This is a genomic window from Clostridium sp. 1001283B150225_161107_B6 (genome assembly GCF_015556325.1).
Lineage (GTDB): Bacteria > Bacillota > Clostridia > Lachnospirales > Lachnospiraceae > Enterocloster.
Map to the genome: position 1 here is coordinate 935843 of NZ_JADNMD010000001.1, position 14465 is coordinate 950307.

At 50.9% G+C, this 14465-nt stretch carries 14 protein-coding genes; 5 read left to right on the forward strand and 9 right to left on the reverse strand.

The window, feature by feature from the left end; genetic code table 11:
* Nucleotides 1-11: 11 nt before the first annotated feature.
* The 3 genes from I2H39_RS04175 to I2H39_RS04185 form a co-directional block, all read right to left on the reverse strand.
* Entirely contained in the window at nt 12-410 is a 399-nt protein-coding gene (locus I2H39_RS04175; RefSeq protein WP_138305909.1) for a DUF2500 domain-containing protein, read from the reverse strand.
* Nucleotides 411-543: 133 nt separating this feature from the next.
* The gene (locus I2H39_RS04180) at nt 544-3138 is read right to left on the reverse strand and encodes an EAL domain-containing protein (protein ID WP_195625845.1); all 2595 of its coding nucleotides are present in this window, start codon (nt 3136-3138) and stop codon (nt 544-546) included.
* 14 nt (nt 3139-3152) lie between these two features.
* The gene (locus tag I2H39_RS04185; RefSeq protein ID WP_195625846.1) at nt 3153-4736 is read right to left on the reverse strand and encodes a diguanylate cyclase; all 1584 of its coding nucleotides are present in this window, start codon (nt 4734-4736) and stop codon (nt 3153-3155) included.
* A gap of 263 nt (nt 4737-4999) precedes the next feature.
* Here I2H39_RS04185 and I2H39_RS04190 point away from each other — a divergent pair, with 263 nt between their 5' ends.
* The 3 genes from I2H39_RS04190 to I2H39_RS04200 all read left to right on the forward strand — a co-directional run bounded on the left by I2H39_RS04190 (nt 5000) and on the right by I2H39_RS04200 (nt 7913).
* On the forward strand, nt 5000-5773 hold the full coding sequence (locus I2H39_RS04190; RefSeq protein WP_195625847.1) for an acyl-CoA dehydratase activase: 774 nt from the start codon (nt 5000-5002) through the stop codon (nt 5771-5773).
* Nucleotide 5774: 1 nt separating this feature from the next.
* Nucleotides 5775-6923 carry a double-cubane-cluster-containing anaerobic reductase gene (locus I2H39_RS04195; protein WP_195625848.1) on the forward strand — a complete coding sequence of 383 codons (1149 nt, stop codon included), beginning with the start codon at nt 5775-5777 and terminating at the stop codon, nt 6921-6923.
* Nucleotides 6924-7130: 207 nt separating this feature from the next.
* The gene (locus I2H39_RS04200) at nt 7131-7913 is read left to right on the forward strand and encodes a nitroreductase family protein (protein ID WP_195625849.1); all 783 of its coding nucleotides are present in this window, start codon (nt 7131-7133) and stop codon (nt 7911-7913) included.
* A 15-nt stretch (nt 7914-7928) separates the two neighbouring features.
* On the opposite strand, the gene I2H39_RS04205 is transcribed toward I2H39_RS04200, so the two are convergent.
* The 3 genes from I2H39_RS04205 to I2H39_RS04215 all read right to left on the reverse strand — a co-directional run bounded on the left by I2H39_RS04205 (nt 7929) and on the right by I2H39_RS04215 (nt 10965).
* On the reverse strand, nt 7929-8741 hold the full coding sequence (locus I2H39_RS04205) for a sugar phosphate isomerase/epimerase family protein (RefSeq protein ID WP_195625850.1): 813 nt from the start codon (nt 8739-8741) through the stop codon (nt 7929-7931).
* Between the two features lie 147 nt (nt 8742-8888).
* Nucleotides 8889-10040 (reverse strand): metallophosphoesterase, encoded by a 1152-nt coding sequence (locus I2H39_RS04210; RefSeq protein ID WP_195625851.1) that lies wholly within the window; start codon nt 10038-10040, stop codon nt 8889-8891.
* A gap of 19 nt (nt 10041-10059) precedes the next feature.
* Nucleotides 10060-10965, reverse strand: a complete 906-nt coding sequence (locus tag I2H39_RS04215; RefSeq protein WP_195625852.1) for a LysR family transcriptional regulator — start codon at nt 10963-10965, stop codon at nt 10060-10062.
* A 121-nt stretch (nt 10966-11086) separates the two neighbouring features.
* On the opposite strand from I2H39_RS04215, the gene I2H39_RS04220 reads away from it, so the two are divergent.
* Nucleotides 11087-11677 (forward strand): LysE family transporter, encoded by a 591-nt coding sequence (locus tag I2H39_RS04220; RefSeq protein WP_195625853.1) that lies wholly within the window; start codon nt 11087-11089, stop codon nt 11675-11677.
* Between the two features lie 133 nt (nt 11678-11810).
* Here the strand turns inward: I2H39_RS04220 and I2H39_RS04225 are convergent, their stop codons facing one another.
* Nucleotides 11811-12719, reverse strand: coding sequence for an AraC family transcriptional regulator (locus tag I2H39_RS04225; protein ID WP_195625854.1), 909 nt, complete (start codon nt 12717-12719; stop codon nt 11811-11813).
* A gap of 136 nt (nt 12720-12855) precedes the next feature.
* Here I2H39_RS04225 and I2H39_RS04230 point away from each other — a divergent pair, with 136 nt between their 5' ends.
* Complete coding sequence (locus tag I2H39_RS04230) at nt 12856-13275, forward strand: VOC family protein (protein WP_227146180.1); 420 nt, start codon at nt 12856-12858, stop codon at nt 13273-13275.
* Between the two features lie 125 nt (nt 13276-13400).
* Here I2H39_RS04230 and I2H39_RS29595 read toward each other — a convergent pair whose 3' ends face one another.
* Both I2H39_RS29595 and dsdA read right to left on the reverse strand, forming a co-directional pair.
* A complete protein-coding gene (locus I2H39_RS29595; protein ID WP_330640980.1) occupies nt 13401-13565 on the reverse strand; it encodes a hypothetical protein in 165 nt (54 codons plus the stop codon).
* Between the two features lie 11 nt (nt 13566-13576).
* Nucleotides 13577-14452 (reverse strand): D-serine ammonia-lyase, encoded by an 876-nt coding sequence (dsdA, locus tag I2H39_RS04235; RefSeq protein WP_330640981.1) that lies wholly within the window; start codon nt 14450-14452, stop codon nt 13577-13579.
* Nucleotides 14453-14465: the final 13 nt, after the last annotated feature.

Here is a 14465-nt window from a genome sequence, read left to right on the forward strand (position 1 = left end):
AGCGGCCGGACCTAAATCCTCTGCCGCTCAAATCCCAGATAGCGGGTTCCCTGGAAGCTCAGTTTTCCCCGGTCCCCCTCTGCCAGCATTCCATATTCCGTTCCGGTCATGGACAGCTCCATCCGGTCACCGCTCTCCACCTGGAATGTCACGTAATAGCTGGTGGATGTGGTGGAATGGAAACCGTGTGCTCCTGTGGCATCCCCTGCATTGGGATGGCTGTGGCGGCTGACATTGGTCCGCTTGGAGACCACGGAGGCTGTTACCGACAGCCTGGGAGATTGATTATTCTTATTCCACTGGCCCAGGCCCTTCACTGCTGTGACCACAAAGATTCCAATGATGGTTATGAACACCAGGGTAAACATGATTTCAAAACCGCCTCCCCAGAAAAAGGAATCCATGTACATAAACATCCACCTCTCTTTTCTGTTGTATACCCCCATATTACCACATATGCATGACGACAATGTTACATTTTACTTAATATAACCTAAATATTTCCATACGCAGGAAAGGGTTCCGGGTTTAATCGGTGGAAAATCACCATTCCCCTTCTCCCCACAGACAGCATCCGCCTTTTTTTTCTGCCTTGGCGCGATACAGGGCCTGGTCCGCATGCTCCAGTATGACCGGCAGGGGCTCTCTGGTGTCCCATATCACCACACCGGCAGAACAATAGGCCGGAATCTTATCGGCAAAGGGATATTCCCGAATGCTCCTGCATATGTCCTCCCCTTTTCTCACAGCGCTTTTCCCTGATTTCATCTGCTTCATGATAACCACAAATTCATCGCCGCCAAAACGGGATAATATATCGCTTTCCCGTGTCTGGTTCCTCAGAAGCTCAGCAAAGGCTGATATGGTCAGGTCACCTCTCACATGGCCGAATGTATCGTTGATATGCTTTAAATTGTCTAAATCAAAGAGATACACAGCCAACGGCATGTCTTTACCGTCCAGAGCATCCACCGCTGCCTCCAGGCCCCTTCGGTTCAAAAGTCCGGTCAGATAATCCCTGCAGGCATCATTCTTAAGCATACGCTCCCGTTCCCTGGTGGCTGCTGACCGCATGGCCCTCATGGTACGCATTTCCAGTACGGCTCCTGTATGCGGCTTGTGCAGGAATTCATCCACCTCCATCCCCAGAGCCTGTTCCTCCATGCTTCCATCCCATGAAGTGGCAATAACGGGTATGTTCCACACCGCCCGCTCCCTCTGAAGCATCTCCAATATCTGAAATCCATCCGGTCCCGACAGGGTAAGGCTGATAATGGCTGCCCCAATCTTATTCTCATAGCTGGCAATGCAGGCAAGGGCCTTCTCTCCGTCCGCTGCCTCCACAATCTGATACTGGCCGTCAAATATCCTGCGCACTTCCCTGCAATAGGCCTGGTCTTCGTCTGCAACCAAAAGCACCGGCCTCTGTTTTTCAAAAAAGGCAGCTTCCTCCGGGGACGATTCCATGGCCGGCTGCTCCGGCTGTACCTTAATCAGCTTTTCAAACTCCCTGCAGGGCATGGGTTTGGCAAAATAATACCCCTGTACATAGTCGCAGCCGATTTCCCGCAGCTGTTCAAACTGTTCCCTGGTTTCCACGCCCTCCGCAACCACGCTCAGGTCCATCCACCGGGCCAGGCCCATGGTAAACCGCAGGATTCCCTGGCTTGCCTGCTTTTCCGTTTCATTCTGGATAAACTTCATATCCAGCTTCAGGATGTCAATGGGCATCTTATTGAGCATGTTCAGGGAGGAGTAGCCGCTGCCGAAATCATCCATCTCGATGATGAACCCCAGTTCCCGCAGTCTTCCTGCCACCTCAATGATTTGGGACGGATTTTCCGTATATGCGCTTTCCGTTATCTCCAGGTGAAGGCGGGCGGGCGGAAGGCCGTATTTGTGGACTGTCTCCCACAGGATTTCAGGAAGGTCCACGTTATAGATATCCGCCCTGGACACATTGACGGAAACAGGAATCCCAGGATATCCCAGGTCTTCCCACTTTCTCAGGACTGCACATGTCTGGTCCCACACATACTGGTCCAGCTGGGTAATGAAACCATTCTGTTCAAAAAGAGGTATAAACTGCCCCGGAGACTGAAGCCCCCATTCAGGGTGATTCCAGCGTATCAGGGATTCAGCCCCTGAAAGCAGTTCTTCCTTCACACTGTATTTGGGCTGAAGATAAATCTCAAACTGTCCCTCCCTCAGTGCGGACTCCATACACTCCGTTATGGCCTGTTCCCGCAGCAGCCTGCTGCGCAGCCGGTCATCATACATGGCAAAATATTTCCCATACTGCCCCTTTATACCGCAGGCAGCCAGCAGAGCCCTGTCACACATCTGGTCCACAGGAATGGTGCGGTCCTCAATGGAGTAGATTCCCCATTTTACCACCACATTCTTTGCATTGGGAAGAACATTGACCTGGGCCGTGGCCTCCATGAACATCTCATCCGTATACTTCCATCTGCGCTCCAGCAGTACAGCAAACTGGTCCCCGTTGAAATGGCCGCAAATCCCCCTGTCCCCTACCTGGGACTGATAGAATTCAGCCACCTCCCGCAGCAGCCTGTCACCGGCTGGAAGGCCAAATACATCGTTGACCAATTTAAAATTCTCAATATCAGAGCAGATAATATCATATTCCCGTTCCGGATGGCGGGCCAATTCCTCCTTCACCTTCTGGAAGAAAAATTCCTTGCTGTAGAGACCGGTCAGCCGGTCGTACTTTAACTGGTTGACCATGGCTGCATTTTCACGCAGGTTAATGATACTTGCCACTCTGTGCAGTATGATTTGGGGTTTGTAGGGTTTTGCTACAAAATCCGAAGCGCCATGGGAAAGGGCAGCCACCTCATCTGATTCGCTGTCGCTCTGGGTGGTCACAATGACCGGGATGGAAGAAAAAACCGGGTCTTCCTTCATGATGGAAAGAAATGTATATCCATCCATAACAGGCATGGTTATGTCCAGCAGAATCAGCGAAATCACATCCCCATGCTCCTTCAGGACAGAAAGGGCTTCCAGACCGTTTTCAGCCTCCATGACCTGATAGTCCGCAGACAATATTTCTCTCAGCAGCATCCGGTTAATTTCATTGTCTTCCACAATTAAAATTTGTTTTTGTGATATCATGTCCTTATCCCCTTTTATCTGTATACGCAATATCTGGACCTGCCTTCTTTCTTTGCCTGGTAAAGGGCCTGGTCACTGCGCTGGAGAAGCGCGTCTATGTCCATCTGGGAATCGCTGCTCTGGGCTATCCCTACGCTGGCTGACAGGGCAACGGTCTGCTCCGCTGCCTGGAACGCTGTACTCATTTCCTTCAAAAAAGCCTCTGCCTCCTGCTTCAGCTGGTCCATGCAGCATTTTCCCAGGCGGACCACCAGAAACTCATCCCCGCCCAGGCGGGCCACGAAGTCATCTTTAAAAAAATCCCTGAGCACAACCGCTGTGTGTACTAAAACCGCATCCCCCACCTTATGGCCGTATGTATCATTGACTTCCTTGAACCGGTCCAGGTCAATGTACATCAGGCTGACCGTCCTGCTGCCCCGGTTGTTATGGATATACTGGTAGAAGCATCTGCGGTTATAAAGTCCTGTCAGAAAATCTGTATTGGAGCTGTGACGGATTTGTTTCTCCAAATCCCGTTCCACCGTCACATCACGGAAAATACACAGCTTTCCCGCCACATGATTGAACACGTCATAGACAGAGTTTTCATGAATCTCCAGCATCTTACCGGTCCCATCCCCATGGGATGCCCGCGCTTCCACATATCCTTCACTGTTGATGAAGCGCTGTTCCTCAAACGCACCTGCCAGCCACTCATCATAATCCTGTCCTATGACCTCTTCCCTGGGAAGCCTGAAGTATTCCTCAAATTTCCTGTTGGCATTGAGTATTTTCCCGTTATTATCCCACAAAAGAATGGCATAGGGCATGCTCTGCAGGAGAATCTCTATCTCAGCGCTCATGTTGACCAGGTCCGTCACATCATGGCCGATTCCCACTGTGCCCAGAACCGTAACCCCGTCCCTGTCCACGATGGGGGACTTATAGGTGCGCAGCTGGCGCATTCCGTGGGCCCCCTTTACCGATTCTGTAAACTGCAGTGTGCGGCGCGCCTTTATAACCGCATCCTCCGACTCCCTGCACGATGCCTCCCCGTTCTCATAGTCATCCGGCGAAACACCCCATATATAACAGTGCCTCTGTCCGGTCACATCCTCCCTGGTCTTTCCCACCACGGAGCAGAACGCCTTATTGACCTTAACATGAATCCCATCCAGCGTCTTGAACCATAGCATGTCCGGTATGCTGTCAATGGCCGTGTCCAGATAGGTCCGCGTCATATAGTAATCATAACGCAGCTTAATCTGTTCCATTATACGCATCAGACGTACCTTAATATAATCCCTGCCAGGAGGCGTCTCCCAGAACTCATCCGCTGCCTCAAGCTCCTCTGGCGGCAGTGTACCAATCCGCCGGCGGCTGCCGCAGAATATGAATACGGCGTCCTCTCCGCACTGGGAACGCAGCTTTGAGGGAAGCACCGGGTCATCCAGATTCCATATGACCAGCCGTCCCTCCCTCATGATTTCCTGATTTGCCTCAGGCAGCACCGTAATCTCATGTGTAAAATGTTCCAATGGTTCAAGAGAACGGACCAGCTCAGAGAGCATGTCATCCTTACTGAAAATAGCTATCTTCATCCTGCATCGGTACATATGTTTCCCTCCCCCATGGAACATAAGCTCTGCTCAAATGTATATTTAATTAATTGTAGCATAAGCAAAATCTTTAATCAACAAAATTTGCCAAACAGCGGTTTAATGAGCGCCCCATGCAAAGACGGAGATTGGAATACAGCTGCTTTACCTATATATTTTTTCAATCCCAAATCAAGTTCCATTCAGAATATCAATTGGACTATTTTTTCCCGGTTACTTATACTCAAATAGGTATAAAAGCGAAAAATAAGGGAGTTTGTATGTTTAGTCTAGGAATTGATTCAGGCTCAACCATGACCAAGGGGGTCCTGTTCGACGGTAATGATGTGGTCGGGTGCCACATGCTTCCCACCTCCATGCGTCCGGGAGAGATAGTAAGGGACATTTATGACCGGCTTTACACGGAAGACACCGGATTTGTGGTAAGCACCGGGTATGGCCGGGAACTTTTAAAAGAGGCAGATGCAAAAATCACGGAAATCACCTGCCATGGCGCAGGCGCTTCCTATCTGGCTCCCGGCTGCGACACGGTCATTGATATCGGCGGACAGGACTGTAAGGTCATTACACTGGACAGCCACGGCCAGGTAAATGACTTTTTAATGAATGACAAATGTGCGGCCGGCACCGGTCGGTTTATGGAGATGATAATGGCCAGGGTAGGAAGTGATATCTCACATCTGGACGAGTTCGTCCGCGGGTGCCGCCCGGTCCCCATCAACAGTATGTGCGCTGTCTTTGCGGAAAGCGAGATTGTAGGACTGATGGCCCAGGAGACCCCGCCGGGGGATATTGTCCTGGGATGCGTCCACTCCATCTGCCACAGGACCGCCATCTTTGCCCAGCGCCTGACCGGCGGACATCCTGACATCTTTTTCTCAGGAGGTCTGGCGCAGTCCGGGGTCATGCGGTCCGTACTGGGAGAATATATGAAAACCTCCCGCATAACCACTCATCCACTCTCCCAATATACAGGCGCCGTCGGCGCTGCCGTCCTGGGATATGGGAAACTAAAGAAAAGGAGCAGAAGCTAACATGGAACTGAAAAAAGAATTGCCTGAGATATTTGAAGAGTTTGCAGATGCAAGGAAGAACTCATTTCTTGCCATAAAAGAATTAAAGGAGGAGGGCATACCTGTGGTAGGTGTATTCTGTACTTATCTTCCCAGGGAAATTCCCAATGCCATGGGCGCCTCCGTTGTGGGCCTCTGCTCTGTTACAGATGAGACCATACCCGATGCTGAAAAGGACCTGCCCAGAAACCTCTGTCCCCTCATCAAGTCCAGCTATGGCTTTGCCAAGACGGATAAATGTCCCTTCTTTTATTTTTCCGACCTGATTGTAGGCGAGACAACCTGCGACGGCAAAAAGAAGATGTACGAGATGCTGGCTGAGTTCAAGCCCGTCCATGTTATTGAGCTGCCCAACTGCCAGACAGAGGCTGGAATCGGTCTGTACCGCCAGGAACTGATACGGTTCAAGGAGGTGCTGGAAGAGAAATTCGGCACAGTCATTACAGAGAATGCCATCCGCAGCCAGATACATAACCGAAACCAGATTCTCGCGGCCCTGAACCGCCTCCAGTACGTCATGGCCCTGGACCCGGCTCCTGCCCTTGGACTGGATATTGTCAACATTGTCTACGGTACTGGATTTAAGATGAAAATCGACACCCTGGCAGAGGAGGTCAATGCCATTACGGATAAGATTGAGGCCGAATACGCCCAGGGAAAGAATATAGGCAGGAGAGCCAGAATCCTTGTGACCGGTTCCCCGTCCGGCGGCGCTGCCCTTAAGGTGGTGCGCGCCATTGAGGATAACGGCGGCGTGGTGGTCTGCTTTGAGAACTGCTCCGGCATGAAGCCCCTGGACCCCATCGACGAGGACAATCCTGACGTATACGATGCCCTGGCCAGGAAGTACCTGAACATCGGGTGTTCCTGTATGTCCCCCAACCCCAGGCGTATGGAACTGCTGGACAGGCTCATAGACGATTTCCATGTGGATGGAGTGGTCGATTTGGTGCTTCAGGCATGCCACACCTACAACGTGGAAACCTCCCTGGTCCGCAAGCTGGTGAAGGAGAAAAAGGGGCTCCCCTATACCGTTGTGGAGACAGATTATTCCCAGGCCGACGTGGGACAGCTGAATACCAGGATGGCTGCTTTCATAGAGATGCTTTAATTTGATAATAAAGGGACAGGCTCTTTTCCGGAGGCTGTCCCTTTTCCACTGCTGAAAGGCTTTCTGTCCATCGGCCACAGGCAATATTATCCAGGAACCGATATTGCAGTGTGGTTTTCACTGGGTTATAATATTTAGTATATTGTAATGTGGTATGTTTGCATATGGAACATAAAGAAACGCAGAGAACCAAAGGAGGATATTCATATGGTAGAAATAAACAGAGACGCCTGCATCGGCTGCGGGCAGTGTATTGGGGATTGTATTGCAGAAAACCTGCATCTGAAGGAGGGGAAAGCAGAGGTATCCGGAGCCTGCCTTCTCTGCGGCCACTGTGTTGCTGTCTGTCCATGCAGCGCCGTATCCATCCCGGAATATGATATGGAGGATGTGGAAGAACTGAGTCCCGCCCAAACCAGGCTGGATGCGGACCGGCTTCTTAAGGCGATTAAATTCCGCCGCAGCGTGCGTAATTTCAAGCAGACGCCGGTCTGCTCCAGGGACCTGGACATGCTGGTCCAGGCAGGCCGGTACACCGCCACGGCCAAGAACATGCAGGACTGCCGCTTTATCTTTGTCCAGAAGGAACTGGAATACCTAAGGACCCTTATCTGGGATGGAATCGGCCGTATTCTGGACAGCTCCTCCCCGGAAGCAGCCCTGGCCTACCGCGGCTTTTATAATGCCCATATGGCTGATTCAACCCGGGATTATCTCTTTCGCAACGCGCCTGCTGTCCTGTTCATTGCATCTGAATCCAATATAGATGCCGGGCTGGCTGCCCAGAACATGGAGCTCATGGGTGTTTCACTGGGACTTGGTTTTCTGTATAACGGCTATCTCAGAAGAGCAGCTGAAATGAATCCCAGGGTTTTACAATGGCTGGGCGTGGGAGAAAAAAAGATAGAAGCCTGTGCCCTTTTGGGATATCCGGACATCACATATAAAAGGACGGCGCCCAGAAGAACGGCGGATGTGATTCTTCTGTAACCCCACAGTCTGCCTCTACAGCCGCTTCATAAACTCAATATCCTTCCTGGCGGCTGCCGGATTCATTTCCTCCCGGAGCAGATACATATCCGGTCTGTTTTCATGGAGCCATCGGCTGATTTCCTTATACCGCAGGATGCCTTCTCCCAGCTGTTCCGGCTGATATGCACGGTCCTTTCCCAGACTGTAGTCTTTAATATGCATCACATGGATATATGCTCCGATGCCCTCAAGCCACTGGCTCCAGTAAGTATCCTGGTCCGTGGATTCCGGGTATTCCAGCAGGTTGGAGGCGTCGAAAATCAGCCGCAGGTGCTCCGGGTCGTCCACCATCCGGATTACTTCAAGGGTTGTTTCCAGGTCCGTGAGAGGATGCCAGTACACCGGCTCAATAGCCAGTTTCATGTCAATGCGCTGCGCCTCCTCCATGACCCGTTTCAGGCTGTCCATCATGAAGGGACGCCAGGCAGCCCTCTCCCCTTTGTTCAAATGGGCATAAGCTGTCTCAGTTCCCACCACGCCGGCCCCCATTTCCTTTCCGTAATTCAGGCATGTCTTGATTGTCTTCACTGCATACTGCCTTGCTTCATCATCGGGATTCCCCAGGTCCATGTAGCATCCCATCACAGGAATCTCCACCTGATTCTCCTCAAATGCCCTTCTGATACGTTCAATGTGGGACAGCCGGATATCCTGATAGCTGTCAATCTCCTTAAATGCCTTGGGAAGGGCCAGCTGCGCCCCGTCATAGCCTTCCCCATGCAGAAGGCATGCCAGCTCTTCGATACCGCGTTTACCGTAATCATGTGCGCGTACGCCTATTTTCATCTTTATATTCCTCTTTCTGTCTGTATTCAAGAATACCATTATCTATCATCATACAGGAATACCCTCTGAAAACAAGAACGTAATTCGTCAAAGAATAGGTCCTTATTTGTATCTTATTCTATATTTTCCCTGCTCCCGCCTGTATCCTTACGGTCCGGCGGGAAGCATGACCAGGATTTCCGCCACCTCATTATCCGTGGCAACCCGCTGGGGCGGTCCCCAGGTTCCTGCGCCTGAGGTAACGATGACCTGGGGCGAAGCATCCGATGCCCGGTAATATCCGTAATCCACATCAAATACAGCGTTGGTAATCAGATTAAAAGGAAACATTTGTCCCTGGTGTGTATGTCCGCAGAGAATCAAATCCGTCTCTTCCCCATAGTCCCGGATATTTCCCGGCTGATGGTCCATTACAATGACAGGCAGCTCCCCTGCCTTTGCAGGCATCGTGAGATTTTCCCGCTTATCCCCCTGCCCGCCAATGGGAAAGGAATCCCTCCTGCCCGCCAGCACAAAACGGCCGTCTATGACAACCGCCTCATCCTGCAGCACATGAACGCCTGCTTCTGAGAGGAATTCCATCATGCGGCCATAGCTTGGACCTGCATCGTGGTTTCCAAGGCAGGCGTAAACGCCGTAAACTGAATCCATTTTCAGAAACAATGCCTTAAGAGCTTCCGGGTCAGCCGGGACAGCGGCATCGCCGTCAAATATATCTCCGGCCATACAGACAATGTCCGGCTTTGTGGAATTTACCGCGTCAATGACCTTTTCAAGATGGTGTTCTCCTATGACATACCCCAGATGCAGGTCGCTAATCAGGGCAATCCGCAGCGGAGCCTTTTCTGCATTCCGGCCGCCTATCTGAACTTCGTAGGGTTTTATCTGTATTACCGCCCCATGGACAGTCCCATATACGGACAGGGCAGCTGAAAGAAACAGCGGTATGGTTCCCGCTGCAATGCCTGCCCGGAAGGACAGGGGCGGCGGAAGAATACGCATCACTCCTGCCAGGAACACCAGAAATCCCGCCAGATTAACGAACATCACCATGTAGACAATGAATCCAAGGAGATAGTGGTCAGCATAGAAAACAGGCGCAGGTATATGGTTATTTGGAATACGGCTGACAACAAACGCTCCCAAAATCCCGGTAACTGCCAGACCATAGACAATTCCATACCCCAGGGAACCCATGCCCGGAAAAAGCGGTCCAAGCCACTGGTACAATTTCCGCCCTGCATTGGCAAACAATCCAATTATGACCGCAAGCGCGGTAAACAGACTTATCAGTTTCATTCTTTACTCCATTTCAGGCCTAATCCCCTGTCCTTTCATGACAATTCGCTTCTTCACACAAATCCATGAACAGCCGCATCAATGGACTGACCCACTTGTTCTTATGGTATGCGCATACTGCCGAGAGAACCGGACGCTCCAAATCTGTCCTGACTATCTCCAGTTCTCCCCGTTCCAGTTCTTCCCTCACCGTAAATTCAGGCAGAAAGGAAATACCCACATCACTTTTTACCAGATTTTTAATGGTAGGGATGCTCCACAGCTCAATGGTATGGTCAAGGCGGATGGATTTCTCCCGTAAATACGATTCAAATATCTGGCGGAAAATGCAGTTGGGTTCATTGATGATAAATGGAACAGGAATCTCCTGGTCCGGTGTCAGAAAATCCGGATGGGACTGTTTAACCTGGGGCGAGGCAACTAAAACAACAGGATATTCTCCCATGGACCTGGTGCAAAGTCCTGTGCCAAAGCCTCCTACCGTTTCATAAAACACCCCCAAATCCAGAGTTCCCTTCAAAAGCTCATCCCTTATATCATAGCAGTTCATGGAGCGTATGAAAAGACGGGCCTTGGGCGCCTGACGGTGAAATTCCTTTAATATGGACGGAAGCTTGTAACACAGAAGCGTTTCTCCCACTCCCACTAAAAGCTCTCCCCGGCACGCCTCCAAATCCTGCTCAAAACAGTGCAGCTTTTTCACTGAATCCAGCACCTCGTCCACATAGGGAATCAGATGCTCTCCTGCCTTGGTCAGGACCATACGTCTGCCGATTTTTTCAAAGAGGCAGGAGGACAGCTCCTGTTCCAGCTGGCCAATCTGGAACGTAATGGTGGACTGGGTATAATTCAGCTTGTCAGCTGCTTTGGAAAAGCTCCCCTCTTCAATGATTGTCCGGAATGTGTTCAGGTATTTTAAATCCACAATAATTCCTTCTTCCTTGTATCGCTGTATACTTAAATACTTTTGAAGTATTACACTAAAACTTTTGATTTGATTGAATCATTATTTACGTGTATTATAACGAAAAAGGAGGAAATAAGCAATGTATTTTTCAATCATTCTGACCTATCTGCCCTACTCCCTGGTCACTGCCTTTACCCCTGGTCCCAATAACATCGTTGCCCTCTGTGCGGTGAGCCGGAACGGATGGCGCAAAGGCAGACATGTTCTCCTGGGCATTGCAGCCGGTTTTCTGTACGTAATGGTCCTCTGCGCCCTGTTCTGTTATGAACTGGCCAGGTATGTACCGGCCCTGGCCAAAATCCTTAAGTATGTGGGGGCCGCCTACATAGTCTGGCTGGCCATACATGTTGCCCGCAGCACATACGCAGAAACCGAAGACCACGGGATATCGTTCTGGAAAGGCGTTTTTCTGGAGTTTACAAATATCAAAATCATCCTGTACGCCATTACCATCTATACAGGCTATGTGCTTCCGTCCGGTGCGGGATTAGGTTCCCTGTTGTTTCATGCTGTCAGCATGACGTTCATTGGAATGGCAGGAGTCATGACCTGGGCCGGTGCAGGAAGCATTCTGCAGCGGTTCCTGAAACAGTATTGCCGCCCCTTTAATCTGGTTATGGCGCTGGTTTTGGTGTATTGTGCCGTGACCCTGGTATTGTCCGGCGCCTGATTTTTATGTTTGGCGGTGCGGAGGCCTCCGGGCCTGGCTTTTTACCTGGCTGTGCAGAGGCCGCCGGGCCTTCTCCCGCTTCAGCCTGTCCCTTGCGTCAGCAACTGATTCTCCCTCCCTGACCAGGTACCGTTCAATAAACCATTCCACGTTCTCTTTTCCTGTAATAAAGAGGCGTGTCCCCCATATACCTGGAAAATGTGTTGGAAAAATGGCTGCTGCCGGAAAACCCGGCTGCCAATGCAATTTCCAGGATACTCTTGTCCGTATGGGTCAGCAGATACTCTCCCATGCGTACCCGGTAGGAAATAAGATAATCCACAGGGGACTGCCCCAGTATTTCCTTAAAATCCCGGCAGCATTCGCTGGTGCTGACACTGGCTGCCTTTGCAATGTCCTCCAGCCGGATTTTTCCGGCATACTCCTGGTGAATGAATTCCAGGCAGGAACGGACCCGCCTGTACTGGACATCGGAAAAGGCTGGCTGCCGCTTATTTCTTAAATCCAGATTCTCATACAGCGTAAGCCCCATCTTCTGCAGCAGAATCTGCAGGCGCCACAGATATCCCCTGGGCCGCCTGCAGTCACACTGATACATGTCATGGATGCAGGACAATGCCTCCCTATGCCATGGACAGGTATTGTCAAACAGAAAGAAATCCCTCTCTGTTTCTGTAATAAGGGAAACATACTGCGTTTCCACCAGTCCCCCGGAAAGGCCGTGGAGCAGATAAGGGTCAGCCAGCACGGCGCAGTAAACGCTGCCGCGCTGCTGGTGATAGGGCGTGACCATGTGCAGCATATTAGACGGCAGGAGCCCGCCCTGCCCGGCGCAGAGCACATAGGAACAGCCGCCTGTCTGAAACTCAATGTCACCCTTCAGCACATAAACCAGCTCCAATTCCTTATGCCAATGCCAGGGTATGACCCGGTTTGGATACAAATCCAAATCATCCAGGTACACCTCCATTGGAAAAGCAGGCGTGCCATGACAGGTAACTTCCTCCAGGTTACCGTTTACCTCCAGATAGTTTAGCTGCATGTCGAAACCTCCTTTCCCGGCAAGACAGGATTCTGTTATTTTCAGCCGTGATTTTATTACAAATATCTCTATAATTCCATTATAATGAAAAAAAGGACATATGCAAGGTATTTTGTTCAAAGGAGTGATGATGGAAATGAAATTGGCTTATATTACCATTCATACCATGGAACCGGAGATAATGAAAGATTTTTATGTGAAATATTTAGGAGCGGTCGTGGATGATGTACGTCCCTTTGACAGGCCCGTATACAGCCTGTCTTTTGATGGAGGAATAAAAATCAAACTCATACCGGAACAGCACGGCTCATTGGGAGTCCCATCCGCTGTATCGCCCGCCGTTCCATCCGTCATGCCATCCTTTCCGGAAACCCGGCCTTCTTATGCGGTGAGGCTCACCTTCAGGGTAGGAAGCAGGAAACGTGTCAACGAACTCACCGGCCAGCTGATACTGGAAGGCCACGAAGTAATATGTGAGCCTGGGTTTTACGGCATGGATTATTACAGCAGCAGCGTCTTTGACCCGGAAGGAAATGTGATTGAATTGGTGGCATAATACGCCCCCTTCAGATTCATTCCAGGAAAACAGGGGCGGATGACCGCTCGGCCATCCGCCCTGTTTTGTCCATGTCAGCCCCATTAAGCCTGTATCCATGTATTCAGATACTCTTCCACCATGTCCTAGGGAACCATGCTGCCGCCTGTTGCCCAGGCTATATGGGCGGCCTGTCCCATGCAGTCACAGAGTCCCTTTTTCCTGATGTATCCTTCCATCTCATCCGGATGCAGGAATGCTGCAAAGGAGGCGCATGCAGACGGTTCTATGAATATATTCTCGGTTCTCATAAGCGCGCGCATCAGCTCATACAGTTTTCTGTCCTCAAATTCCTGACACTGACCCTGTCATGCTCGCCTGTGGCCATTCCCACCAGCATACAGCATGCCTGGATTTCCTGTTCCTCCAGCTGGCTTTTCAGGCGCTCTCCTGCGACTGCATAGCCCAGAAACAGGTTGACGGAATTCTCATCGTCCACAAAATAGCTCATGGGGTCCTGGCCGGAACGCTTTCTTCCCTCTTCCACGGCCGCGCAGTAGTCGGATTCATACTCCACAACCGTGACTCCCTTGCTTCTCAGCAAATCCTTTTTCCACTGTTTGGCGTCTGCCGACATGTGCACAATTACCTGAAAACCCAGTTTGGCACTCATGATGCCGATGCTGAGCCCCAGGTTGCCGGTAGACCCCACCTGAACCTTATACCGTGCAAAAAACTCCTTCATTTCACAGGAAGCCAGTTTCCGGTAATCCTCCTTTTCCGTGAGAAGCCCTGCCTCGAAAGCCAGGTCCTCCGCATATTTTAACACCTCGTAGATACCTCCCCTGGCTTTTATGGAGCCGGATATGGGAAGGTGGCTGTCCATTTTTAAAAACAGCCTTCCGGAGATTCCCGCTCCCCGCTTCTGGTTCAGTTCCTGTCTCATGGCCCGGATTTCCCGAAGCTCCGATTCTATCATGCCATTCCGGCTGGCAGTCTCAGGGAAAACCTCCGCCAGATAAGGTGCAAAGCGGGCCAGCCTTACTGCCGCGTCTTCAATCTGCTCTCCGGATACTTTCTTTTCTCTCTGTCCGCTCTCCAGGCACTCCCTGTCATTTATCCACAGCACCTCTTTTCCGGCGGCAGCCTCCGCCAATGCCGGTATCCGGCTGATGTACGCCTCTATTTTTGAATCCATGATATCATTTCCT